This window comes from Nocardia sp. NPDC055053 (assembly GCF_053608285.1).
Genome location: NZ_JBSGVD010000012.1, coordinates 104,496 through 128,275, shown reverse-complemented (window position 1 = coordinate 128,275; position 23,780 = coordinate 104,496). Strand labels below are relative to the sequence as shown.

Below are 23,780 nucleotides of genomic sequence, written 5' to 3'. Positions count from 1 at the left end.
CCGAGTAAACAGCAACCGAACGGCAGCACCAGTCCGACACACCGCGAGGATACGCCGATGAGTTTTGCGTCGTGAGCCCGTCGTAATGGGTGAACGACCAGCAAGACGGACTAAACGGACGAAAGACGCGCGTAACACCACACCGGCCTGCGCCGAAAAAATCAACAGAAGCACCGAACGGGATCAAGGTTCAACGGCGAACCACGGAGGATCAACGAAGCTCCTCGGTCCCGGGCGCGACCGGTTCCCCGGTCGTCACCGTCTCCCCGTGACAGTGCGGTTCCAGCTACACAGTTGTGCGCCAGACTATTTCCGGCCTCCGCGGGCCGACCCTAACCGGCCCGCGGTTGTGCTCTCCGCCACCTTATGCGCAAGAATGACGCGACCCGGCGAAACCTTTTGCTAACTGGAGTTGCGATGCGCGAGGAACACCCGCTCGATGACGAGGTCGTTGCGTTGCCGGTCCGGGTCGAACGGGCCAGGCGGCGCATCGCCTACCAGTCCGATCCGGCCCTGACCGACGCGCTGTCCGAGGACGAGCTGCGCGCCGAGCGCGAACTCGCCGAGAAGATCCGCACCTACGAGCGCGACCAGCGCTGGAAGCAGATCAAGTCGGCCTCCATGCACGCCGACCGGCTGCGCGAGACCACCGCCGAGATGGAGCGGGCGGAAATGGCCGACGTGATGCTGGCCCGCAAGGCCATCGCCGCGCAGCGCCGCGAATCCAACCCACGTGCCCGGCTGGCCTCGCTCTACCAGCACCGCACCTGGTCGCTGCGCGCGCTGGCGGGCGTGGTGATCGCGGGCATGCTGTGGTCGGCGGTCAACGTCCAGCACAACATCGCCCCCGGCGGGCCGGGTGACCCGCTCTACTGGGCCAGCTTCGGCCTGGAGGCGATGATCAGCGTCTGCCTGATCATCATCATGATCGGCACCACCCGCGTGGCCGAGTGGGGCGTGATGGGCAACCGCACCCAGGTCCTGGTCGCCGAGCTGTTCCTGCTCACCCTCACCATCGCCCTCAACACCTACCCGCACCTGAGCGCCGGGCACTGGTACGACGCCGCGGTGCACGCCGTGGCCCCGGTGATGATCGGTGTCGCCCTGATGATCCACAACGCCGCCAGCGCCCGCTACAGCACCGCCATCGCCCGCGCCTCGGCCGAGATCCCCAACGACGACGCCGAAGACCTCCTGTCGGCGGCTCCGGCCTTCCGCGAGAGCTAGCAGTACGCAAAGAGGGCCCGCACTCCGGATCGGAGTACGGGCCCTTCTTTCGTGGCTCTAGGCCGACTTCTCGCGGCGCTCGGTGCGCTGGGTCTTGCGCGGCACGATCGTCGGGAGAACGTTCTCGGTGACCGTGTCGGCGTCGACGACCACCTTGGCGACGTCGTCGCGGCCGGGGATGTCGTACATCACCGGAAGCAGGACTTCCTCCATGATGGCGCGCAGGCCACGGGCGCCGGTGCCGCGCAGGATCGCCTGATCGGCAACGGCTTCGAGGGCGTCGGTGGTGAACTCGAGGTCGACGCCGTCCATCTCGAAGAGCCGGACGTACTGCTTGACCAGCGCGTTCTTCGGCTCGGAGAGGATCTTGACCAGCGATTCCTTGTCCAGGTTCGTCACCGAGGCGACGACCGGCAGGCGGCCGATGAACTCGGGGATCAGACCGAACTTGATCAGGTCCTCCGGCATCACGTCGGCGAAGTGGTCGTCGGTGTCGACCTCGGCCTTGGAACGGACCTCGGCGCCGAAGCCGATGCCGCGGTGACCGGTGCGGTCGGAGATGATCTTCTCCAGGCCCGCGAACGCGCCTGCCACGATGAACAGCACGTTGGTGGTGTCGATCTGGATGAACTCCTGGTGCGGGTGCTTGCGACCGCCCTGCGGCGGCACACTCGCCTGGGTGCCCTCCAGGATCTTCAGCAGCGCCTGCTGCACGCCCTCGCCGGAGACGTCGCGGGTGATCGAGGGGTTCTCGCTCTTGCGGGCGATCTTGTCGACCTCGTCGATGTAGATGATGCCGGTCTCGGCGCGCTTGACGTCGTAGTCGGCGGCCTGGATCAGCTTCAGCAGGATGTTCTCGACATCCTCACCGACGTAGCCCGCCTCGGTGAGCGCGGTGGCGTCGGCGATGGCGAACGGCACGTTCAGCATCTTCGCCAGCGTCTGCGCGAGGTAGGTCTTACCGCAGCCGGTGGGGCCGAGCATCAGAATGTTCGACTTGGCCAGCTCGACGGACTCGCCGCGGCTGTCGCGGCCCTTGTCGCCCGCCTGGATGCGCTTGTAGTGGTTGTACACCGCGACCGCGAGGGTGCGCTTGGCCGTGTCCTGGCCGATGACGTAGTTCTCCAGGAAGTCCCGGATCTCCGAGGGCTTGGGCAGCTCGTCGAGCTTGACCTCGCTCGACTCGGCCAGCTCTTCCTCGATGATCTCGTTGCAGAGGTCGATGCACTCGTCGCAGATATAGACCCCGGGGCCCGCAATGAGCTTCTTGACCTGCTTCTGGCTCTTTCCGCAGAACGAGCACTTGAGCAGATCGCCGCCGTCTCCGATGCGCGCCATCTCGTAGGTCCCTACTTCCTTGTCCGAGTGCGACCGTCGTCCCCCGATTGGGCCGGAAATACGTTTCGGTGCCGTCAATCAGAGCAATGGTCCCTGAGTCGACCGTACCTGGTGTGCGCGAATGAGGTCGACAACTCGCGCATGTTTCTGTTCAGGGTTGTGCGGGTTCTCACCATTGTGGGCCAACCCGCGCGAAATTGGCGGACCCGCCGCCGAAACTGCGGCGACGGGCCCGGGCGTGTCACTTCTGTCCGCTGAGCTTCCGGTAGTCGAAGACCTGGTCGACGATGCCGTATTCCTTGGCCTCCTCGGCCGTCAGGATCTTGTCGCGGTCGGTGTCCTTGCGGACCTGCTCCTCGGACTTGCCGGTGTGGCGCGAGATGGTGACCTCCATCAGGCGGCGCATCCGCTCGATCTCGGCCGCGGCGATCTCGAGGTCCGACACCTGGCCCTGCACGCCACCCGAGGACGGCTGGTGAATCAGGATGCGCGCGTTGGGCAGCGCGGCGCGCTTGCCGGGGGCACCCGCGGCCAGCAGCACCGCGGCGGCCGAGGCGGCCTGGCCGAGGCACACCGTCACCACGTCGGGGCGCACGTACTGCATGGTGTCGTAGATGGCCATCAGCGCGGTGAACGAGCCACCGGGCGAGTTGATGTACATCGTGATGTCACGATCGGGGTCCTGGGACTCCAGCACCAGCAGCTGCGCCATGATGTCGTTCGCCGAGACGTCGTCGACCTGGTTGCCCAGGAAGATGATGCGCTCCTCGAACAGCTTGTTGTACGGGTCGGAAGTCTTGACGCCGAACGAAGTCTGCTCGGTGAACTGCGGCAGGATGTAGCGCGCCTGCGGGAGGCCCGCAGCGGAGCCGCCATGTCCGGCGCGCGGGTCGAAGAGGTTGGCCATCGTTATCTCCAAGCTTGTCTCGAGTGAGGGGGGACGGCGGCGTTACTTCGCCTGGTTCGCGTGGCTGACCACGTGGTCGATGAAGCCGTATTCGAGGGCTTCCTTCGCCGTGAACCAGCGGTCGCGATCCGCGTCCTCGGTCACCTGTTCCACCGACTTGCCGGTGTGCAGCGACTGCAGCTCGTTGAGCTCCCGCTTGGTGTGCGCGAACTGCTCGGCCATGATGGCGATGTCGGCCGCCGAACCACCGATGCCCGCCGACGGCTGGTGCATCATGATCCGGGTGTGCGGCAGCGCGAAACGCTTGCCCTTGGTGCCCGCGGTCAGCAGGAACTGCCCCATCGACGCGGCCAGGCCCATCGCGACGGTCTTGATGTCGCACTCGGCGAACTGCATGGTGTCGTAGATCGCCATGCCCGCGGTGACCGAGCCACCAGGGGAGTTGATGTAGAGCGAGATGTCCTTGGTCGGATCCTCCGCGTCGAGCAGCAGGATCTGCGCGCACAGCTTGTTGGCGATGTCGTCGTCGACCTGGGTGCCGAGGAAGATGATGCGCTCGCGCAGCAGCCGCTCGTACACCGAATCACTGAGGTTGAGACCAGCAGTAGCGGCTGTCATGACCCCTGCCTGGTTGATTGTCACGGATACCTGCCTTCTCTTCTCACCGATTGCTACGGCCATACGGTTCGTCGTCACAAACAGTAACGAAGCAGGGCGGCACCGAACTCCCGGTACCGCCCTTCTTCGCTCACAGCGCAATCCAAGCACCCCGGGTGGGGTACCGGTCACACCGGCATCACAAAACCTATTCGGCGGCGGCCTCGACCTGCTCGGTCTCGTCGGAATCCGCCGGGTCACCGAACATTTCGGCGGTGTCGACCACGTTGCCCTCGGAGTCGGTGACCTTCACCTGGCCGACGACGCCGGCCAGCGCCTTGCCGCGACGGACGTCGGCGAACACCGCGCCCAGCTGACCGGCCTGCTGCACCTGCTGGATGAACTGCTCCGGCGACATGCCGTAACGCTGGGCCTGGAACAGGATTCGCTCGGTGAGCTCCTGCTGACCGACCTGGGTGTTCTCGGCCTCGGCGATGGCGTCGAGCAGCAGCTGGGTCTTGACCGACTTCTCGGCGGCTTCCTGGGTGTCCTTGTCGAACTCCTCGCGGGAGGAGCCCTGCGCCTCGAGCGCCTCGGCCAGCTTGGCCTCGTCGTGGTCGAAGCCGTGGACGGCGTCGTGCAGCACCGCGTCGACCTCGGCCTTGACGACGGCCTCGGGCAGCGGAACCTCGACGGTCTCGAGCAGGGTGTCGAGCACCTTGTCACGGATCTGACCGGCCTGCTCGACCTTCTTGACGCGCTCGACGCGACCCTTCAGGTCTTCCTTGAGCTCGTCGATGGTGTCGAATTCGCTGGCCAGCTGGGCGAACTCGTCGTCGGCCTCGGGCAGCTCGCGCTCCTTCACCGACTGCACGGTGACGGTGATCACGGCTTCCTTACCGGCGTGCTCGCCGGCGACCAGGGTGGAGGTGAACTCCTTCGACTCGCCGGCCGACAGACCGGTGATCGCCTCGTCGAGGCCCTCGATCAGCTGACCCGAACCGACCTCGTGCGACAGACCGGTGGTGGCCGCCTCCGGGACGTCTTCGCCGTCGACGGTGGCCGAGAGGTCGATCGACACGAAGTCGCCGTCCTGCACGGCGCGCTCGACACCGGTCAGGGTGCCGAAGCGCTGACGCAGCGAGGTGAGCTGCTGCTCGATGTCGGCGTCTTCGATGGTGAAGGAGTCGACGGTGACCTCGATGCCCGAGTAGTCCGGCAGCGCGATCTCGGGGCGCACGTCGACCTCGGCGGTGAACGCCAGCTCTTCGCCGTCCTCGATCTTGGTGATCTCGATCTCGGGCTGGCCGATGACCTTCACCTCGGCGGACTGCACGGCCTCGGCGTAGCGGCCCGGCAGCGCGTCGTTGACGACCTGCTCCAGCACGGCGCCACGGCCGACGCGGGTCTCGATCAGCTTGGCCGGAGCCTTACCCGGACGGAAGCCGGGGATGCGGACCTGCTGGGCCAGCGCCTTGTACGCCTTGTCGAAGTCGGGCTTCAGCTCCTCGAAGGGCACCTCGACGTTGATCCGGACCCGGGTCGGGCTCAGCTGCTCGACGGTGCTCTTCACGGACATGCTCCTTGGTTCGTAGTTCATGTGGTGTCCCCGCATGGGGCGTCGCACCCTGGGGCGCGTACGCATCCCGACCAGGGTAGTTGACCGCCGTCGCGGCCGTGCAATCGGCAGTTGTTTGGGCGGTGGCTAGCGGCCGACCTGCACCGCGTCGGTGACGAAGACCAGCGTCTCGTTCGGCGCGACGCCGTTGCCGCCGTCGCCGTAGCCGAGGTTCGGCGGCACGATCAGCAGCCTGCGCGCGCCCTGCTGGACCCCGAGCAGACCCTGGTCCCAGCCCTCGATGACCTGGCCGGCGCCGAGGGTCAGCTGGAACGGCTTGCCGCGCTTGAAGGAACTGTCGAGGGTCTGCTTGTCCGACCAGGTGACCAGCGCGTAGTTCATGGTCAGCGGCTGACCCGCGACCGCGCCGGGGCCATTGCCCGCGACCAGGTCCTTGACGATCAGTGTCGTGGGCGGGTCGCACGAGTCGGGGATGGTGATCTCCGGTGCGTCGCCGTAGCCACCGCTGACCTTCACGTCGTCGGCGGTGCACTCGCGGCCCTTGCTCGCCGTCGGCGCGCCCGCGGCGGCGCTGGTGGTCGACGTCGTGCCGGAGGACTCCGTGTCCGAGCCGCACGCCGCTGTCGCGATCGCGGCGGCCGCGACGAGTCCGATGCCGATGATCCTGCCGAGAGAATGCATGGCCCGCACAGTAATAGACCGCTGCTCCGGCCCCGGGAACCGGCACGGCGGTAGGCTCGGCGGTGCGTTTCTCCACCGGTGTCGCCGAGTGCCGAATCGGCGCAACGGACAGGTCCCGCGGCGCACGACGCCGCAGCTCACCCAGTGCGAGGAGAGTCCGCGATGACCCGGACCAGCGATATCGAGCACGACACCGCGGCCGACAACGTGGGCGGCGGCGACGGCGAGACCATCGCCCCGAAGCCCTATGCCCTCACCGACGCCCCCGGCCCGCTGACCCGTGACGAGCTGGTCGCGGTGGACACCTGGTGGCGGGCCTCGAACTATCTGGCGGTCGGTCAGATCTATCTGATGGGCAATGCGCTGCTGCGCGAGCCGCTGCGGCCCGAGGACATCAAGCCGCGCCTGCTCGGCCATTTCGGCACCGTGCCGGGCCTGAATCTGGTGTGGGCGCACGCGAATCGGGTGATCAGGGAACGCGACCTGAACGCCGTCTACGTGGCTGGCCCCGGCCACGGCGGACCCGGCCCCAACGCCTGCGCCTGGCTGGAGGGCGCCTACGCCGAGCTCTACCCCGATATTCCGCGCGACGGCGACGGCATGCGCAGGCTGTTCCACCAGTTCTCCTTCCCCGGCGGCGTGCCGAGTCACTGCGCGCCGGAGACGCCCGGCTCGTTCCACGAAGGCGGCGAACTCGGCTACAGCCTGCTGCACGCCTACGGCGCCGCGCTCGACCATCCCGATCTGACGGTGTTCTGCGTGATCGGCGACGGCGAGGCCGAGACCGGTCCGCTCGCGGGCAGCTGGCACGCGAACAAGTTCCTCAACGCGGGCCGCGACGGCGCGGTGCTGCCGATCCTGGCGCTCAACGAGTACAAGATCGCCAATCCGACGATCTTCGCCCGCATCCCCGAGGCGGAACTGGTCGCGCTGCTGCGCGGGTACGGCTACGAGCCGATCATCGTCTCCGGCGACGATCCGGCGCCGGTGCACCAGGCGATGGCCGCCGCGATGGACACCTGCCTCGACCTGATCGCCGGGTTCCAGCGCGCGGCCCGCGAGGACGGTGTCAGCACCCGGCCGCGCTGGCCGATGATCGTGCTGCACACGCCGAAGGGCTGGACCTGTCCCCCGGTGGTCGACGGCGAGCGGGTCGAGGGCACCTTCCGCGCCCATCAGGTGCCGCTGCCGGCGGCCCGCACCAACCCGCGGCATCGGCGCGTGCTGGAGCAATGGCTGCGGTCGTATCGGCCCGACGAGCTGTTCGACGAGGACGGCACGCCGGTATCCGCCCTGCTCGAGCAGATCCCGGACCGGCCGATGAGTCTCAATCCGGTGGCCAACGGCGGGCTGCTGGTGCGTGACCTGGACCTGCCCGACTGGCGCGAGTACGGCGTCGAGGTCGAGCAGCCGGGTGCGGGGCAGCACGAGGCGACCAGGGTGCTCGGCGGCTGGCTGCGCGATGTCACCGCGCGCAACCCGCACAATTTCCTCACCCTCGCCCCCGACGAACTGGTCAGCAACCGATTGCAGGACATCCTCGAGGTGACCGGGCGCGACTGGCAGGCCGAGGTCGGCCGCTGGGACGTCGACCTGTCACCGACCGGCCGAGCCGTCGAAGTGCTCTCCGAGCACATGTGCCAGGGCCTGCTGGAGGGCTATCTGCTGACCGGCCGCCACGGCGTGTTCACCTGCTACGAGGCGTTCATCCACATCGTCGACGCCATGTTCAACCAGCACGCCAAATGGCTCGACGCCAGCCTGGCGGTGCCGTGGCGGCGCAAGATCCCCAGCCTGAACTACCTGCTCACCTCGCATGTGTGGCGCCAGGACCACAACGGATTCACCCACCAGGACCCGGGTTTCCTCGATGTCGTGGCGAACAAGAGTCCCGAGATCGTGCGGGTGTATCTGCCGCCGGACGCCAATACCCTGCTGTCCACCTACGATCACTGCCTGCGTTCGCTGCACTACGCGAATGTGGTCGTCGCGGGCAAACAGCCGGGGCCCGACTGGCTTTCGGTGTCCGAGGCGGCCGTGCACTGCGCTCGCGGGGCCGGCATCTGGGAGTGGGCTTGCCACAACGACGAGCTGGGCGCCACGCCCGATGTGGTGCTCGGCTGCGCGGGTGACATCCCCACCCTGGAAACCCTGGCCGCCGCGGCGATCCTGCGTGATCGGCTGCCCGACCTGCGGATCCGGGTGGTCAATGTCGTCGATCTGATGCGCATGCTGCCCGCCGACGAGCATCCGCACGGCCTGTCCGATCCCGAGTTCGACGCGCTGTTCACCACCGACCGCCCGGTGATCTTCGCCTTCCACGGCTACCCGTGGCTGGTGCACCGGCTCACCTACCGCCGCACCAATCACGCCAACCTGCACGTGCGCGGATATAAGGAGAAGGGCACGACCACCACCCCGTTCGACATGGTCATGCTCAACGACCTCGACCGCTTCCACCTGGTGCTCGACGTGATCGACCGGGTCCCGGGCTTACGGGAGCGGGCAGCGGGATTGCGCCAGGAGATGGTCGACGCGAGGTTGACCGCGCGCCGGTGGACCAGGCAGCACGGCGAGGACATCCCGGTCGTCGCGAACTGGGTCTGGCCCGCCGCCGCCATCCCCACTGTGACGTAACGCGCTTGCGGCCCGGGCCGCGCCTGCACGACCATGGAGGCGATGACCGAGTCCCACCGCACCGACCACACCCTGCCCCGCGACCGCCGCGACCTCACCGGACCGTTCGACGTGATCGGCGACGTACACGGCTGCCGCGGCGAGCTCGAGACCCTGCTCGGCGAACTCGGCTACCTGATCGACCGCGACGAGCGCGGCCGGGCGATCGGCGCCGCCCATCCGGACGGGCGCACCGTGGTCTTCGTCGGCGACCTGGTCGACCGCGGCCCCGACACCCCCGGCGTGCTGCGTCTGGCGATGGGCATGGTCGCCGCGCGCACCGCCCTGTGCGTCACCGGCAACCACGACTACAAACTGGTGCGCGCCCTCGACGGCCGCAATGTCCGGATCGCGCACGGCCTGGACCGCTCACTGGCCCAGCTCGCCGACGAGGACCTCGAATTCCGCACCGCCGCACACACTTTCCTGCGCGAGCTGCCCAGCCACTACCTGCTCGACCACGGCAAGCTGGTCGTCGCACACGCGGGTCTGCCGGAAAGCCTGCACGGCAGCACCTCCGGCCGGGCCCGCTCGTTCGCCCTCTACGGCTCCCCCACCGGCGAATACGACGAATACGGCCTGCCCATCCGCTACGACTGGGCCAGGGACTACCGCGGCACCGCCACCGTTCTCTACGGCCACACCCCCGTCACCAAGCTGACCTGGGTCAACAACACCCTGTGCCTGGACACCGGCGCCGTCTTCGGCGGCAGCCTCTCGGCGGTGCGCTACCCCGAGCTGACCACGATCTCCGTGCCCGCCGAACAGATCTGGGCCGAACGCGCGGGCATCACCCCCGCCCGTTAGGCCCCGCCGCGGTCTTTCTCGATCTGGCGTCGCGCCATCGTCGCCGAATCGTCAACTCGACATCCCGCGCCGGTCGGCCACGACCAGGTGAATCGGGCTTACCATCAGCGGCGGACGACCCGACTCACTGCCGAGGAGAGGTTCATGCGCCGAACGTTGCTCGCCCTGTCCGTGCTCTGCCCACTGGTCGGCGCCGGACTGGCGGCCGCCGATCCCGCGCCGCCCGGCACGAGTAGCGCGGGAACGCTGACCGTCCGGGCCATCACCGGCCGGGAACCGATTCCCGTCAACCGCGCCGAGATCACGCTGACCCGCTGCGGCGAGAGCACGGTCGTCACGACCCTGACCAGCGGCGCCGACGGACGCGCCACCGCGGCCCTGCCCGACGGTTGCTACGAGGCGAAGGTGATCACCGTTCCCGGCGGCTGCGCACTGGCCGACAACGTGAAACCGGTCCGGCTCGAGGTCACCAGGGGCACCAAGGTCGGCACGCAGTTCCGCTTCCACTGCGCCTGACGCGAAAATTCTTCGCGCGCAACGGGCCGGCGGATCAGTCCTTCGGCCCGCCCGCGACGTAGATGACCTGACCGGACACGAACCCGGCGCCCTCGCTCGCGAAGAACGACGCGGTGTTGGCGATGTCCTCGGGCTTGCCGACCCGGTTGACCGGGATCTGCGCCGCGGCCGCCTGTTTGAACGCCTCGAAGTCGACGCCGACACGCGCCGCGGTGGCCGCGGTCATCTCGGTCTCGATGAAACCGGGCGCGATCGCGTTCGCGGTGACACCGAACTTGCCCAGCTCGAAGGCCAGCGTCTTGGTGAAGCCCTGCATGCCGGCCTTGGCGGCGGAGTAGTTGGCCTGACCGCGGTTACCGAGCGCGGAGGTGCTCGACAGGTTCACGATGCGCCCGAACTTGGCGTCCACCATGTACTTCTGCACGGCGCGGGTCATCAGGAAGGCGCCACGCAGGTGCACGTTCATGACGGTGTCCCAGTCGTCGACCGACATCTTGAACAGCAGGTTGTCGCGCAGCACGCCCGCGTTGTTGACCAGGACCGTTGGCGCGCCGAGTTCGGTGGCGATCCGCTCGACCGCCGCGGCGACAGCGGCTTCGTCGGCGACATCGGCGCCCACCGCGAGGGCACTGCCCCCGGCGGCTTCGATGGCGGCGACGGTGTCGGCGCAGGCTGCGGCGTCGAGATCGAGGACGGCGACGGCATATCCGTCGGCGGCGAGCTTGGCGGCGACGGCGGCGCCGATACCCCGTGCGGCACCGGTGACGATGGCGACCCTGCGTTCCGTGGACATGAGCCCTCCTACCGAAATGGTGATGGTCGGGGTGACAGGATTTGAACCTGCGACCCTCCGCTCCCAAAGCGGATGCGCTACCAAGCTGCGCTACACCCCGAGGCCTCGGAGGCTGCGACGCCGTCGAGGGAATTCATGTTTGAGCGGGTGACGGGAATCGAACCCGCACCATCAGCTTGGAAGGCTGAGGTTCTACCATTGAACTACACCCGCAGGCATACGACATCGATGGGATCGCCACGATGTCGTGTGCGCCATGACTGTACCGAATCCCGCGCGACAAATGCCAATCCGCCCCCTGGCGAGCACGGCGACGCGCCCTCCCCCGCGGTGCTGTCACCCGCCGGCGCAGTGCCCGATTAGGGCCTAACGGCCCTATCCGTGGAAACCCTTCGGACGACACCATTGTTGATGCGCGCTTATGGGGACCGGCGCCTGCTCCACCGGGGGAATAAACAGGAGAATTTTCCTAAAAAACCTGGCACGTGGGCGGCGAGTAGGCCACCATGAGATGGCGCGTGACGGCTCCTTGTCGGGGGGAGTCGTGGTCACTCGGCCGCTGTGTCACGACTCGCCCCTTTGCCAGGAGGAACCCATTGGCGACCCAACGTCCACCACCTCGGGATGGGCAACACGCTGCACGTTTCGGTGCTCCCGAAATTTCTTCGGGAAGTGTGTAACACCCGAGCGCCCGCAGCGATGTCATACCCGATCGCCATTCGCGAGAGACCTGCAACGTGTTCTACTACGCGGCTTTTAGGTCTCGGGTGGCTTGCTAGGATCCTTTTTGCCGGACGGGGGTATCTGGAAAGGGGGCGGTGAGCGTGTACCGAACTCGGTGGACTCAACCGCGTAGCAGTGCGAACGATCGAGGTGGCAAGACCGTCGCCACCTTCCACCGGTGATATCGATGACTGTCCACATCGAGCCACCGGTCGCCGCGATGGCCCGCGCCTGGGCCCGCGCGGTGTGCGCCGAACCGGGATCGTCCACGGCGCCGCACCAGCTGGAGCCGGTGCTCGTCGAGATCGTCGAGCGGCTGCTGCATCTGGCTCGGACCGAACCGTTCCCGGTGCCACAGGCGCGGATGCTGGGCGCCCGGCTGGCCGAGGCGCCGTTCGAACGCACCAGGATGCTGGCGCATGCCACCCGCTGGCTGCTCGGCTTCCCCTCCGGCGTACCCGGATCGCTGGTGGCCACCCGCTGGCCGCTGGTCGCCAGCCAGGCCATCGACAGCTACGCGCAGGCGTTGCAGGAACGCGCGCTCGCGCAACAGGAACAGAACATCTCGGCGAAAGTGTCACTGCGCGTACAGGAGATCGCCGCGCTGCAGCACCGCTTGCGCCACGAAGCAACCCACGACGCGCTCACCGATCTGGCCAACCGCACGCTGCTGCAGGAACGAGTACGGGCCTTCGCGGCCGACCCGACCCGCGGCGTCGGCGTGCTGGTGGTCGACCTCGATCGGTTCAAGCAGATCAACGACGGCTACGGACACGCGATCGGCGACGAGGTACTGGTCGAACTGGCCAACCGGCTGCGCGAGGTGTGCCCGCCCGACACGGTGATCTGCCGGTACGGCGGCGACGAGTTCGTTGTCGCGGCCAATCCGCGCCGCGACACCCTCGGCGAGCTGGCGCACCGCGTGGTGGCGGCGCTGCGCGACCCGGTGTGGTCGAGCGCGGGGCCGGTACCGGTCTCGGCCAGCGTGGGCACGGCGTTCTGCGCGCCGGGAAAGACGTGCGATTTCACCGATCTGCTACGTCGCGCCGACCGCGCGATGTACTCGGCGAAATCCGCGGGCGGGCGGCGTTTCGCGCTCGCCGAATCGGGCGACCCGGAACTGGGAACCGCGGTCGCGGGCTGAGTCGGATCGCGAAGCCTGCACTTCGCGCTCCGGCTCAACCCCTGTCAGTGTTCGATGTAGCCTGCGTCGGCGACCGGCGGTTTCGCGATGATGTCGCACCGGCGGACCACGACGATCAGCGGTGCGCATTGCTGGACGCCACCGAGCCGGAACACGGTGCGGTGCCGCAAGGTCGCCCGCCTCATGTCACGTGCGCTCGGCTTGCTGCCGTCGGTGCCACGAATCCACGCCAGGCCGGTCAGGAGCTGACCGACGGTCGCGCCTACGACGGCCGGAAGCACAATGGCGTCGGCCACCACCATGACCAGCACGAAGATCGTGCATACGAGCATCACCGGGGTGTGATCGTCCATGTCGAGGATCCGCTCGTGGCCGACGAGCAGCACAACGCCCAGGAACGCGGCTATGAGCACGCCGTAGGGGAGCACGAGATCGGCGACGTTGGCCACCGCGTTGCGAAGCCTGCGCGGTGATGGATAGCGCGGATCACCTTCTGCGCCATAATATTCCGCGTCTACCTGCTGCGAATCCGTTCCGGCCGTTCCCCCGAGTCGCGTCACCGGCCTATGGTCGCACACCCGCGCGGGCCGGACCGGCCGTAAGTCAGCGCGGCTGACAGGTCGGGCACCAGAACAGATTTCGCCCATCCATGCCCTTGTACGCGATCGGTGTCGCGCACACCCGGCACGGCTCACCCTGGCGGCGGTAGACGTAGGTGCGCGGCCGGTCCTTGGCGTACGACGGTGCGCCGGTGTCGTGTTCGGACCGGACGACATGCATGCGGCCGGTGGCGACGCCGACCGGCATCAGGTCGACGAGATCGGTCCACAGCGCGTCCCATTCGGCCGCGCTCACCGACGTGCCAGGCCGGAACGGTGAGATGCCGTGCCGGAACAGCACTTCCGCGCGGTAGACATTGCCGACGCCGGCGATCAACGCCTGGTCCATCAGCAGCGCGCCGATCGCCCTGCGGGAGCGCCGGATTCGCGCGCCGGCACGGCCATGATCGGCATCGGGCCGCAGCGGGTCGGCGCCCAGTCGCGCCACCAGGGCGTCCACCTCGGCGGGGTCGAGCACCTCGCACGCGGTCGGCCCGCGCAGATCGGTTCCGAATTCCGTTGCGGCGCCGATCATCCGCATACGAACCTGCCCGACAGGCTGCACCATCGGCAGCCCGGCCTCGCTGAACGTGCCGTACAACCCGAGGTGCACGTGCACGGTCAGCCCGGACTCGTAGTGGTGCAGCAGATGCTTACCGACGGCCTCGGCCCGCTCCAGCACCCGCCCGTCCACCAGCGCGGCGCCCTCGGCGAAGCGCCCCTGCGGACTCGAAACCCGCACAGCGCCACCGGAAAACCGCTCCTGGTGCAGGCGGGCAATGCGATGAAGGGTGTGCCCCTCAGGCAAGAAACACACCCTTCTCGAAACTCATCCGCCTATCTCAGTACGCCGGGACCTCGGGGGCCTCGCCGGACTTCTCGTAGTCGGCGAGGATGTCGATGCGACGCTGGTGACGGGCCTCTTCCGACCACGGCTGCGCGATGAACGCGTCGACGATAGCCAGTGCTTCCTCGGTGGTGTGCATGCGGCCACCGATGCCGATCAGCTGGGCGTTGTTGTGTTCGCGGGCCAGCTTGGCGGTTTCGACGCTCCAGGCCAGGGCGCAGCGGGCGCCGGGGACCTTGTTGGCGGCGATCTGCTCGCCGTTGCCGCTGCCACCGAAGACCAGGCCGAGCGAGCCGGGGTCGGCGACGGTGCGGCGGGCCGCCTCGATGCAGAAGGCGGGGTAGTCGTCGAGAGCGTCGTATTCGAGGGCGCCACAGTCGACGACCTCGTGTCCGGCCTCCTGCAGATGGGCCTTGACGTGATTCTTCAGTTCGAAACCGGCATGGTCGGCACCCAGGTAAACGCGCATGGCTGCGATTGTGTCAGGCCGCTTAGAGTCGTTTTCATGCACCCGCACGAACCGCATTCTCCGCCTTCGGCAGGTCCCCCACCCGCTCAGCCTGGGCCGTCTGCCGACCAGCCGGGGACCGCGCCGCCGTCGCCGTGGCAGCAGCCGGGCGCGCAGACCGGTGGGTTTCCCGCACCGCAGACCGGAGCGTTTCCGCAGACCCAGCCTTTTCCCGGCGCGTATCCGCCCCCACCCCTTCCGCCGCAGTACCAGCCGCGGGGCCTGTCACCGTTAGGGATGCCCGCCCGGCATCCGTGGGAGATCCCGCTGCTGGTGGTGGTCATCATGATCACCTCGGTCGCGTATCTGCTCGCACTGCTGATGCTGGTGGTCGAGGTGGTGGCCGATCCCGTGGTCGACGAGCACGGGGAAGAGGTCAGCGGTTCGATTCTGACCAGCCCGTATGTGCTGCTGCTGTTGTTCGCGCCGGTGCTGCTGTGGGCGGGCCGAGGCATGAACTACGCGCGGATGCGGATCAACGGCGTCAAGATGTCGCCGACGCAGTTCCCCGAGGGCTACCGGTTGGTGCAGGAGGCCGCGGCGCGATTCGGGATGCCGAAGGTGCCCGACGCGTATGTGGTGCTCGGCAACGGCCAGATCAACGCGTTCGCGTCCGGGCACGGGTTCCGCCGGTTCGTCGTGGTCTACAGCGATCTGTTCGAGATCGGCGGCGCCGCCCGCGAACCCGACGCGCTGGCCTTCATCATCGGGCACGAGGTCGGCCATATCGCCGCCGGGCACGTGTCGTATTGGCGTCAGCTCGGCATGTTCGTCGCGCCGTGGCTGCCGCTGCTCGGGTCGTCGCTGATCCGGGCGCAGGAGTACACCGCCGACAATCACGGCTTCTGCAACCGGCATCTGGGCGCGCCCGGCGCGATGGCCACCCTCGCCGCGGGCAAGTACCTCAATACCGCCGTCGGGTTCGACGAGATGGCCGACCGGGCGGCGCGGGAGAAGGGCGGCTTCGTACTGCTGGTCAACGCGATGTCGAGTCATCCGGTGCTGACCTGGCGGATGTGGGCGCTGCGCGACCGGAGCAAGCCGGGCCCGATGTTCTGGCGTCCGAGCACACCGCAGCCCGGCATGCTCCCGCCGCCCGGCGGCTATCCACTCAACGCGGCGCCGCCCGCGCTACCGCCGAAGCCGGTGTGACGGGGTGGGGTGCCGGCCGGGCACCCCACCTTTTCATTCTTCAGTCGAACACCGGGTCTTCGGTGCGGGTGCGCTTGAGTTCGAAGAAGTGCGGGTAGGAAGCCAGCGCGACCACGCCGTCCCACACGCGGCCAGCGTCATCGCCGCGCGGGATGCGCGAGAGCACGGGACCGAAGAACGCGACCCCGTTGACGTGGATCGTCGGCGTGCCGACATCGGGGCCGACCTTGTCCATCCCCGCGTGGTGGCTCTCCCGCAGCGCCTCGTCGAACTCGGTGCTGGTGGCGGCATCGGCGAGTTCGGCGGGCAGGTCGAGCTCGGCGAGGGCGTCGGCCACGATCGCGGCGAAGGTTTCCTGGGCGGTCTCGCGCTCGAATTCGTCCCTGCGCTCGTGGATGCGGGTGCCCAGCGCGGTGTAGAGCGGCGAGAGGACCTCCTGGCCCGCCTTCTCGGCGGCGGCGATCGCGACCCGGACCGGGCCCCAGCCCGCGGCCATCAGGTCGACGTAACGTTCGGGCAGATCGTCCTTGTCCTCGTTGAGCACCGACAGGCTCATCACGTGGAAGCGCGCCTCGATGTCGCGCACCTTCTCCACTTCCAGAATCCAGCGGGACGTGATCCAGCACCAGGGGCACAGCGGGTCGAACCAGAAATCGACGACGTCCTTCGTGGCTTGATCGCTCACGGAGCCTTCCTCTCGAGTCACAGTGGGCAGGTCGCAACGCCCCGCCGGTTGGTGCAACCGCGCCACGCCCGGAATCGTTCCCTCGCGGTGATCTCGCGCACTAGGCTCGACGGCGAGGAGTCCCGGTCGTCCGCGAGAAGGAGTCCGTTCATGAGCTCGAATCAGCATTTCGTCGTCATCGGCGGCGGACTCGGTGCAGCCAAGCTCGCCGAGGCTCTGCGCGCCAACGACTTCGACGGCCGGGTGACGGTGCTGGCCGCCGAGGAGGAGCTGCCCTATGAGCGGCCGCCCCTGTCCAAACAGCATCTGGCGGGCACCCAGCAGTTGCCCGATTTCACCGTCGACCAGGGTTCCTGGTACCGCGATCATCACATCGACCTGCGGCTGGGCACCACCGCGACGGCGTTCGACCCGCGCGCCCACACGGTGACGCTGCCCGACGAATCCACGTTGAGCTACGACAAGCTGGCGCTGGCCACCGGTTCGCGCCCGCGCACGCTGCCCATTCCCGGCGCCGACGCGCGGAATGTGTACACCTTGCGCACGATCGGCGATTCGGATGTGCTCGCCCAGATCCTGCGGACGCACCGCACGCTGGTGATCATCGGAGGTGGCTGGATCGGCCTCGAGGTCGCGGCGCAGGCACGGGCCAGACAGGTCGAGGTGACCGTGCTGGAGGCGGCCGAGCTGCCCCTGATCGGCGCGCTCGGCCCGGAGATGGGCGCGTTCTACGCCGAGCTGCACCGCGCGCACGGCGTCGACCTGCGGACCGGAACCAAGGTCGACACGATCCTGACCGACGACGGCAACGCCACCGGCGTGCAGCTCGGCGACGGCACCGTGATCCCCACGGAGGCGGTGCTGGTCGCGGTCGGCGCCCAGCCCAATATCGAGGCGGCGCTCGCGGCCGGACTCGCGGCCGACGGCGGCGTGCTGGTCGACGCGGGTCTGCGCACGAGCGACCCGGATGTGGTCGCGGTCGGCGACATCGCCGAGCAGGAACATCCGCTGCTGAACCGGCGCGTGCGCGTCGAGCACTGGGCCACCGCGCTCAACCAGCCCGCGGTGGCCGCGCTGACCATGCTGGGCAAATCCGCGTCCTACGACCGGCTTCCGTACTTCTTCAGCGATCAGTACGACGTCGGCATGGAGTACACCGGCTATGTCGGCCGTGACGACGACGTGCGCGTGGTGGTGCGCGGCGACCAGGCCGAGCGCGAGTTCGTCGCGTTCTGGCTCGACCCGCAGAACCGGGTGCGCGCGGGCATGAACGTCAACGTGTGGGACGTGACCGAGCGGATCAAGCAGCTGATCCTGGCGGGCGAGCCGGTCGATCCGGACCGGCTGGCCAATTCCGACATTCCTTTGTGAGGCAGGTCACATCAATCGGGGGAACCGATGTGTCGAACGGTGCGCATCGGCTCCGACCATGCCTCGAGGGTGCCAGGATGGCGCCACCGAAACCAGGAGAGTTCCGATGAAGTACATGCTGGTCAAGACGTATTCCGACGCCGCGTACTGCAGCACCCCGCTGCCGGAATGGGCGCCCGAGGACATCGCCGCCCACATCGATTTCCAGCGGGCGCTGGGTGAACAGCTCGCCGCCGCGGGCGAGCTCGTCGACGCCCAGGGCCTGGCCGGTCCAGAGCAGGCACTGATCGTGAGCTCCGACGGCAGCTCGGCGCCGGTGGTGGCCGACGGGCCATTTCCCGAGACCAAGGAGTTCCTGGCTGGCTATTGGATCGTCGACGTCGACTCCCCCGAACGCGCGATCGAGATCGCCGCGCAGGCCTCGGCCGCACCCGGCCCTGGCGGCAAGCCGCTCGGCGAGTACATCGAGGTGCGCCAGATCATGAGCGCGCCTGCCGAGTGAGCCGAGCCCCGCGCACCGAGGACCTGCTGCGCGAGCTCGCCCCGCAGGTCCTCGGCGTACTGGTCCGCCGGTTCGGCGATTTCGACCTGGCCGAGGACGCCGTGCAGGACGCGCTGCTCGCGGCGGCGACGCAGTGGCGTGCCGACGGCCTGCCGGGCAATCCGCGCGGCTGGCTGATCCAGGTGGCGCAGCGCCGGATGGCCGACGCCGTGCGCGCCGAGGTCGCGCGGCGGCGCAGGGAGACAACGGTTTTCGTCCGCGATGTGCCCGTAGAGGCGACCGGGCGCGACGACACCCTCGACATGTACTTTCTGTGCTGCCATCCCGATCTGCCGCCCGCCGGCGCGATCGCGTTGACCCTGCGCGCGGTCGGCGGCCTGAGCACCGGCGAGATCGCCGCCGCTTTCCTGGTCCCGGAAGCGACCATGGCGCAACGCATTTCCCGCGCCAAGCGGCGGCTCGCGGAGACCGAGCGCCCGTTCGCCGACGGCGCGAACGACAGCGCGCGCGTGAGCGCGGTGCTGCAAGTGCTGTACGTGATCTTCACCGAAGGGCACACCAGCAGTTCCGGCGCCGGACTGCGCCGGGGTGACCTCTCCGCCGAGGCGATCCGGCTGACCCGCTCGCTGCACACCCTGCTGCCCGCGAACACCGAGGTCACCGCCCTGCTCGCGCTGATGCTGCTCACCGATGCCCGGCGCGCCGCCCGCTCCGGTCCGCACGGCGAGCTGATCCCCCTGCACGAACAGGACCGCTCGCGCTGGGACCGCGCCCAGATCACCGAGGGACTGCGCCTGCTCACCGCGACCATGCCCGCCGGCCTGTCCGGCAGGTATCAGATCCAGGCCGCGATCGCGGGCCTGCACGCGCAGGCAGCTCGGGTCGAGGACACCGATTGGGCTCGAATCCTGCTGCTCTACACCATGATCGAGCGTTCCGACCCGAACCCGATGGTCACCCTGAACCGGGCCGTGGCGACCGCCATGGCGCACGGCCCCGCGGCCGGACTCACCGTGGCCGACTCCGTCGCGGAGCCGCTGGCCCGCTCCCACCGGCTCGCCGCGGTGCGCGGGCACCTGCACGAGATGGCGGGCGATGACGCCGCTGCCGTCGCGCACTATCAGCTGGCCGCCAAGAAGACGGCAAGCGTGCCGGAGCGCGACTACCTACTGCTCCGCGCCGCCCGCCTGCGTTCGGGCGAGGCCGTATCGGCGATTCGCTTGCGTCCACCCGAACAGCCCGGCATCGAGAAAGTCGTCGGCCCGAACTCCGGCAAGGCCACGCCAGCCCAGTGAACTCGCCGCGCGACCGTCGCTGGACGTGCCGGTGAGCGCGAATGTTCGCCAACGCCGAAATCGTGAGTGAGCGCCCGCCAGCTCACATCTCGACGTCTGCTCGCACCCACGCGCGAGGGCGTCGGTGCCGGCAAGTTCAACGCGCCGAGGCCGGGAACGGGTCAACCGGCTGGTTCGAGGTTCGCGATCATTCGCGCGAGAGTGGTGGTGAGCGTGGCGAATTCGGCATCGGTGATGCCGTCCGCCAGCTGTCGGCGGACGACGCCCACCGCGCGGGCCGCGGTCCCGTGCGCTGCCACCCCCGCGTCCGTAGCGGCATACCGGCCGTCGGGGTCGCGGGTGATCCACCCACGTGCGATCAGGGCGGCGGTGACATCGGCGATCGACTCGCCGTCGGCCGTCCAGAAGGGCCGCAGCGCGTCGACCAGGTCGGCGGCGGGATCGCCGACGATCGTGTTGAGCGTCTGCCACTCGCGCCGCGACATCCCGACGCTCTCGACCGCCCGGTCGAAGGTCGCCTCGATGAGCTGGTCCAGGCGTTTGACCTGGTAACCGATCAGCCTGCGTTCGGTCATCATCCACTCTTTCATGCACTATGACAGTTACATGTTCTTTTACATGTATATGTTCGACGGTAGCATGATCCCGTGGACGAGGTCGAGCGGATCGAACGGGCGATGATCGCCATCCGGCGGCGCCAAACCCGGCGCACCCTGGCGGCGGACGAACCGAGCGGACAGGCCTTCGACGTGCTCGATGTGGTCGAGGCCGCGACCGAGCCGACCGTGTCCACGGTCGCGACCGCGCTGGCCGTGGATCAGCCGCGCGCCAGCAAGCTCGTCGCCGCCGCCGTCACCGCCGGCTACCTGCACCGCGTCGCCGACCAGACCGACGGCAGGCGTTCGCTGCTCGTGCTCACCGAGCACGGCCGAAACCTGCTGGATCGGGCGCACGACCGGCGTCGCGACGCCTTCGACCGCGCGATGACCGGCTGGTCCGGCACCGACCGCGCCGCGTTCGCCCGCCTGCTCGGCCGGTTCGTCGATGGACTCGACTGACAGCGGTCCTGGCAGACTCGCAGTCGTGACGGATGTATTCAGTGCGGGTGTCCTGGTCTACCGCCGCCGCGGCGCCGGGATCGAGGTTCTGCTCGGACACATGGGCGGCCCGCTGTGGGCGAAGAAGGACTCCTCGGCGTGGTCGATTCCCAAGGGCGAGTACGTCCCCGACGAGGAATCGGCGCGCCTGGCCGCGGCCAGGGAGTTCACCGAGGAGCTCGGCCTCCCGGTCCCCGAGGGCGACTGGATCGACCTCGGTGAGGTGCGCTACGGCAGCGGCGGCAGGCGCAAGACCGTCACCGTGTGGGCCGTCGAGGGCGAGCTCGATCCGGCCGAGGTAGTCCCCGGCACGTTCGAGATGGAATGGCCGCCGCGCTCCGGCCGCACCGGAGTGTTCCCCGAAATCGACCGCGCGGCCTGGTTCGATCCGGCCACCGCCGAGGACAAACTCGGGAAAGGTCAGCGCCCTTTTCTCACCCGTCTCACCGACCACCTGGGCTGACGCCGGGCACGCCGGGCGATTACCTCGACGGAGTACATTGCGGTCATGCCCAGCGACCTGCAGCTGAAGATCATGAACGCCGGCCACCGCGTCCTGCTCGCCCTCAGCGGGGGCCGCATCGGCAACCGCATCTTCGGGATGCCCTCCCTCGAACTGACCACGATCGGCCGCAAATCCGGCGAACCGCGCAAGGTGATGCTGACCGCGCCGGTCATCGACGGTGACACGATCGTCGTCGTTGCCTCCCGTGGCGGCGACCCGACCCACCCGGCCTGGTTCCTGAACCTGCGCGACAACCCGGACGTCGAGGTGTCGTTGCAGACCGGCCCGACCCGGCCGATGACGGCCCACATCGCCACCCCCGAGGAACGGGTGAAGCTGTGGCCCCGGGTCGTCAAGGGATACAAGGGTTACGGCGACTACCAGACCAAGACCACCAGGGAGATCCCGCTGGTGCTGCTCACCCCGCGAACCTGATCAGACGAGAGCGGCGCGGAACTCCGTCGGGCTGCTGCCCCGCGAGCGCTTGAAGGCCGCGCTGAACCCGAACGCGTCGGAGTAGCCCACGGTGGTCGCCACCTGGGCGACGCTGCGCGCGGGATCGGCGAGCAGTTCCTCCGCCTCGGCCATCCGCCATTCGGTGAGGTAGGTCAGCGGCGGTTCCCCGATCACCTCGGTGAACCGCTTGGCGAACAGCGCCCGCGACACGGCGGCCTCGGCGGCCAGGCTCGCGACCGTCCACCGCTCGAAAGGCTTGGCGTGGATGGCCTCCAGTGCCGGGCCGACCACCGGATCGGCCATCCCGCGATACCAGGCGGGCGCGCAGTGCTGCTGCTCGGCGAGCCAGGTGCGCAGGTTGCAGACCAGCATCCAGTCCAGCAGGCGATCCATCATGGCCTGCGAGCCCGCGCTGTGCCGGACCGCCTCGGCGGCGGATTCCTCGAGCCAGGCGCACACATCGCTGTCGGCGGCGACCACCATCACCGGCGGCAGGGCGCGCAGCAGGCGTTCGTGCCGCCTGCCCGAGGCGCGATAGGCGCCGACGATCAGCGAGGTCTCCCCCGGCGCACCCGTTTCGGGGATCTCCTCGGTCAATTCCGGTGTGGCACACGACATCCGGCCGAACCCGTCCGGCACGAAACAGGACAGCTCGTACTCGGTGAGCGGCTGATCGGTCGCGACCTCGGTATCGTTGAACTGGAACGGTTCACCGGCCTGCACCAACGCCGTATCGCCCGCGCCGAGCCGGGTGCGCGACCCGTCGGCGAGCACCAGGGTGCCGCCGCCGTGCAGCACGCACACCATGATCAGCGGCGCTCGATCGGCGAAGCGGATCGTCCACGGTGCGCGCAGCACGGCATGGGCGACGACCGAGCCGTCGGCGCGGATGCCACTCAGCAGCGAACTCAACGGGTCCATGCCACCAGCGTAGACGAACTCCTATCAACTGGAGATGATCGCCCATAGATCGTCCACACAAACCACGGTTAACTCGAAGACACGGGGCACACCGTCCCACTTCACGATCGAACAGGGAGCCCACCGTGTCGCAGTCGCCCTCCACCACCGTGCCGACCACCACCGCGTCGAATCAGCCCGAATCAGGCTCTCGCACAGCGCTTGTCGTGCTCGCCCACCACCGCGCCGACTCGCTGTCCGCCCATATCGCGCGCCGAGCGGCCGCCCGGCTCACCGCCGCCGGGTACACGATCGACTTCCTGGATCTGCACGCCGAGAACTTCGACCCGCGGATGACCGTGGCCGACCAGCCGGACTGGGGCAACCGCGACAAGCGGTACGCCGCAGGGACCGAGGCGCACATGCGGCGTCTGCTGGCCGCCGAGGTCGTGGTGGTGGTCTTCCCGGTCTACTGGCAGAGCGTGCCCGCGACGCTCAAGGGCTGGATCGACAGCGTCTGGAACTACGGATTCGCCTACGGCCGCAGCAAGCCGCGCCTGGCGGGCAAGCGCATCCTGTGGCTCGGCCTCGCGGGCGCGACCGCGGGCGACGAGATCCTCCCCGGCATGCAGCAGTTGCTGGAGGCCCAGCTCAGCGCGGGTCTGGCCTACTACAGCGGTTTCGCCGACTCCCGGGTCGGCCTGCTCCCCGACGCCGAGGAACAGCCGCAGACCCTGGACGCCGAGGGCAATCTGATCATCGGCGAGGCGATCAGTGGCGACGCCCGCACCGCCCACTACGCCGCGTTCGACGCGACGGCCGAAGGTTTCGTCGACGACTTCCTCGCGGCGAACCTGGTCGACGCCTGAGCCCCT

The 23,780-nt window shown here is 68.6% G+C and carries 24 protein-coding genes, 2 tRNA genes and 1 pseudogene; 13 read left to right on the top strand and 14 right to left on the bottom strand.

The annotated features are described in order from the left end of the window. The first annotated feature begins 417 nt into the window (after positions 1-417). The gene (locus tag ACWF82_RS15465; RefSeq protein WP_452501628.1) at positions 418-1,227 is read left to right on the top strand and encodes a hypothetical protein; all 810 of its coding nucleotides are present in this window, start codon (positions 418-420) and stop codon (positions 1,225-1,227) included. Positions 1,228-1,284: 57 nt separating this feature from the next. Here ACWF82_RS15465 and clpX read toward each other — a convergent pair whose 3' ends face one another. From clpX to ACWF82_RS15440, 5 genes are all read right to left on the bottom strand, one after another. Beyond that, on the bottom strand, positions 1,285-2,565 hold the full coding sequence (gene clpX, locus ACWF82_RS15460; protein ID WP_189032986.1) for an ATP-dependent Clp protease ATP-binding subunit ClpX: 1,281 nt from the start codon (positions 2,563-2,565) through the stop codon (positions 1,285-1,287). Positions 2,566-2,806: 241 nt separating this feature from the next. Next, positions 2,807-3,472 carry an ATP-dependent Clp protease proteolytic subunit gene (locus ACWF82_RS15455; RefSeq protein ID WP_218721479.1) on the bottom strand — a complete coding sequence of 222 codons (666 nt, stop codon included), beginning with the start codon at positions 3,470-3,472 and terminating at the stop codon, positions 2,807-2,809. 42 nt (positions 3,473-3,514) lie between these two features. Beyond that, on the bottom strand, positions 3,515-4,090 hold the full coding sequence (locus ACWF82_RS15450; protein WP_379030323.1) for an ATP-dependent Clp protease proteolytic subunit: 576 nt from the start codon (positions 4,088-4,090) through the stop codon (positions 3,515-3,517). A gap of 187 nt (positions 4,091-4,277) precedes the next feature. Then, positions 4,278-5,642: a trigger factor gene (gene tig / locus ACWF82_RS15445; RefSeq protein ID WP_452501627.1), complete on the bottom strand. Its 1,365-nt coding sequence runs from the start codon at positions 5,640-5,642 to the stop codon at positions 4,278-4,280. Between the two features lie 132 nt (positions 5,643-5,774). Continuing rightward, complete coding sequence (locus ACWF82_RS15440; RefSeq protein WP_452501625.1) at positions 5,775-6,329, bottom strand: FKBP-type peptidyl-prolyl cis-trans isomerase; 555 nt, start codon at positions 6,327-6,329, stop codon at positions 5,775-5,777. A gap of 162 nt (positions 6,330-6,491) precedes the next feature. On the opposite strand from ACWF82_RS15440, the gene ACWF82_RS15435 reads away from it, so the two are divergent. The 3 genes and pseudogenes from ACWF82_RS15435 to ACWF82_RS15425 all read left to right on the top strand — a co-directional run bounded on the left by ACWF82_RS15435 (position 6,492) and on the right by ACWF82_RS15425 (position 10,328). Beyond that, positions 6,492-8,966 (top strand): phosphoketolase family protein, encoded by a 2,475-nt coding sequence (locus tag ACWF82_RS15435; RefSeq protein ID WP_452501623.1) that lies wholly within the window; start codon positions 6,492-6,494, stop codon positions 8,964-8,966. A 72-nt stretch (positions 8,967-9,038) separates the two neighbouring features. Continuing rightward, positions 9,039-9,785: pseudogene (locus ACWF82_RS15430) on the top strand (metallophosphoesterase); the annotation flags it as partial. Positions 9,786-9,956: 171 nt separating this feature from the next. After that, positions 9,957-10,328: a hypothetical protein gene (locus tag ACWF82_RS15425; protein WP_452501621.1), complete on the top strand. Its 372-nt coding sequence runs from the start codon at positions 9,957-9,959 to the stop codon at positions 10,326-10,328. Positions 10,329-10,362: 34 nt separating this feature from the next. Here ACWF82_RS15425 and fabG read toward each other — a convergent pair whose 3' ends face one another. The 3 genes from fabG to ACWF82_RS15410 all read right to left on the bottom strand — a co-directional run bounded on the left by fabG (position 10,363) and on the right by ACWF82_RS15410 (position 11,334). Next, the gene (gene fabG, locus ACWF82_RS15420; RefSeq protein WP_452501619.1) at positions 10,363-11,121 is read right to left on the bottom strand and encodes a 3-oxoacyl-ACP reductase FabG; all 759 of its coding nucleotides are present in this window, start codon (positions 11,119-11,121) and stop codon (positions 10,363-10,365) included. Between the two features lie 23 nt (positions 11,122-11,144). Further along, positions 11,145-11,221 (bottom strand) — tRNA-Pro (locus ACWF82_RS15415). Positions 11,222-11,263: 42 nt separating this feature from the next. Beyond that, positions 11,264-11,334: transfer RNA gene (locus ACWF82_RS15410), tRNA-Gly, on the bottom strand. Positions 11,335-12,031: 697 nt separating this feature from the next. On the opposite strand from ACWF82_RS15410, the gene ACWF82_RS15405 reads away from it, so the two are divergent. Beyond that, positions 12,032-12,988, top strand: a complete 957-nt coding sequence (locus ACWF82_RS15405; protein ID WP_110039617.1) for a GGDEF domain-containing protein — start codon at positions 12,032-12,034, stop codon at positions 12,986-12,988. 44 nt (positions 12,989-13,032) lie between these two features. Here ACWF82_RS15405 and ACWF82_RS15400 read toward each other — a convergent pair whose 3' ends face one another. From ACWF82_RS15400 to ACWF82_RS15390, 3 genes are read right to left on the bottom strand one after another with little or no spacing between them, the layout of a single operon-like run. Continuing rightward, positions 13,033-13,548: a hypothetical protein gene (locus ACWF82_RS15400; RefSeq protein ID WP_452501617.1), complete on the bottom strand. Its 516-nt coding sequence runs from the start codon at positions 13,546-13,548 to the stop codon at positions 13,033-13,035. A gap of 43 nt (positions 13,549-13,591) precedes the next feature. Continuing rightward, positions 13,592-14,395: an Fpg/Nei family DNA glycosylase gene (locus tag ACWF82_RS15395; protein WP_452501615.1), complete on the bottom strand. Its 804-nt coding sequence runs from the start codon at positions 14,393-14,395 to the stop codon at positions 13,592-13,594. 34 nt (positions 14,396-14,429) lie between these two features. Then, positions 14,430-14,903 carry a ribose-5-phosphate isomerase gene (locus tag ACWF82_RS15390; protein ID WP_452501613.1) on the bottom strand — a complete coding sequence of 158 codons (474 nt, stop codon included), beginning with the start codon at positions 14,901-14,903 and terminating at the stop codon, positions 14,430-14,432. Positions 14,904-15,179: 276 nt separating this feature from the next. Here ACWF82_RS15390 and ACWF82_RS15385 point away from each other — a divergent pair, with 276 nt between their 5' ends. Beyond that, the gene (locus ACWF82_RS15385; RefSeq protein WP_452501611.1) at positions 15,180-16,094 is read left to right on the top strand and encodes a M48 family metallopeptidase; all 915 of its coding nucleotides are present in this window, start codon (positions 15,180-15,182) and stop codon (positions 16,092-16,094) included. Between the two features lie 40 nt (positions 16,095-16,134). On the opposite strand, the gene ACWF82_RS15380 is transcribed toward ACWF82_RS15385, so the two are convergent. Then, entirely contained in the window at positions 16,135-16,779 is a 645-nt protein-coding gene (locus tag ACWF82_RS15380) for a mycothiol-dependent nitroreductase Rv2466c family protein (protein ID WP_452501609.1), read from the bottom strand. Positions 16,780-16,929: 150 nt separating this feature from the next. Here ACWF82_RS15380 and ACWF82_RS15375 point away from each other — a divergent pair, with 150 nt between their 5' ends. From ACWF82_RS15375 to ACWF82_RS15365, 3 genes are all read left to right on the top strand, one after another. After that, on the top strand, positions 16,930-18,150 hold the full coding sequence (locus tag ACWF82_RS15375) for an NAD(P)/FAD-dependent oxidoreductase (RefSeq protein WP_452501607.1): 1,221 nt from the start codon (positions 16,930-16,932) through the stop codon (positions 18,148-18,150). A gap of 106 nt (positions 18,151-18,256) precedes the next feature. Next, positions 18,257-18,652 (top strand): YciI family protein, encoded by a 396-nt coding sequence (locus tag ACWF82_RS15370; RefSeq protein WP_452501605.1) that lies wholly within the window; start codon positions 18,257-18,259, stop codon positions 18,650-18,652. Beyond that, complete coding sequence (locus ACWF82_RS15365; RefSeq protein ID WP_452501603.1) at positions 18,649-19,947, top strand: RNA polymerase sigma factor; 1,299 nt, start codon at positions 18,649-18,651, stop codon at positions 19,945-19,947. Before ACWF82_RS15370 ends, ACWF82_RS15365 begins: the two co-directional genes overlap by 4 nt. Positions 19,948-20,108: 161 nt before the next feature. Here ACWF82_RS15365 and ACWF82_RS15360 read toward each other — a convergent pair whose 3' ends face one another. After that, complete coding sequence (locus tag ACWF82_RS15360; RefSeq protein WP_452501601.1) at positions 20,109-20,537, bottom strand: MarR family winged helix-turn-helix transcriptional regulator; 429 nt, start codon at positions 20,535-20,537, stop codon at positions 20,109-20,111. 57 nt (positions 20,538-20,594) lie between these two features. On the opposite strand from ACWF82_RS15360, the gene ACWF82_RS15355 reads away from it, so the two are divergent. Genes ACWF82_RS15355 through ACWF82_RS15345 form a run of 3 tightly spaced genes read left to right on the top strand, consistent with a single transcriptional unit; the run spans position 20,595 to position 21,984 of the window. Beyond that, a complete protein-coding gene (locus ACWF82_RS15355; protein ID WP_452501599.1) occupies positions 20,595-21,005 on the top strand; it encodes a MarR family winged helix-turn-helix transcriptional regulator in 411 nt (136 codons plus the stop codon). Between the two features lie 25 nt (positions 21,006-21,030). Further along, a complete protein-coding gene (locus ACWF82_RS15350) occupies positions 21,031-21,507 on the top strand; it encodes an NUDIX domain-containing protein (protein WP_452501597.1) in 477 nt (158 codons plus the stop codon). Between the two features lie 45 nt (positions 21,508-21,552). Further along, positions 21,553-21,984, top strand: a complete 432-nt coding sequence (locus tag ACWF82_RS15345) for a nitroreductase family deazaflavin-dependent oxidoreductase (RefSeq protein WP_452501595.1) — start codon at positions 21,553-21,555, stop codon at positions 21,982-21,984. Here ACWF82_RS15345 and ACWF82_RS15340 read toward each other — a convergent pair whose 3' ends face one another. Then, positions 21,985-22,926 carry an AraC family transcriptional regulator gene (locus ACWF82_RS15340; RefSeq protein ID WP_452501593.1) on the bottom strand — a complete coding sequence of 314 codons (942 nt, stop codon included), beginning with the start codon at positions 22,924-22,926 and terminating at the stop codon, positions 21,985-21,987. 125 nt (positions 22,927-23,051) lie between these two features. Here ACWF82_RS15340 and ACWF82_RS15335 point away from each other — a divergent pair, with 125 nt between their 5' ends. Continuing rightward, positions 23,052-23,774 (top strand): NAD(P)H-dependent oxidoreductase, encoded by a 723-nt coding sequence (locus tag ACWF82_RS15335; RefSeq protein ID WP_452501591.1) that lies wholly within the window; start codon positions 23,052-23,054, stop codon positions 23,772-23,774. The last annotated feature ends 6 nt before the right edge of the window (positions 23,775-23,780 follow it).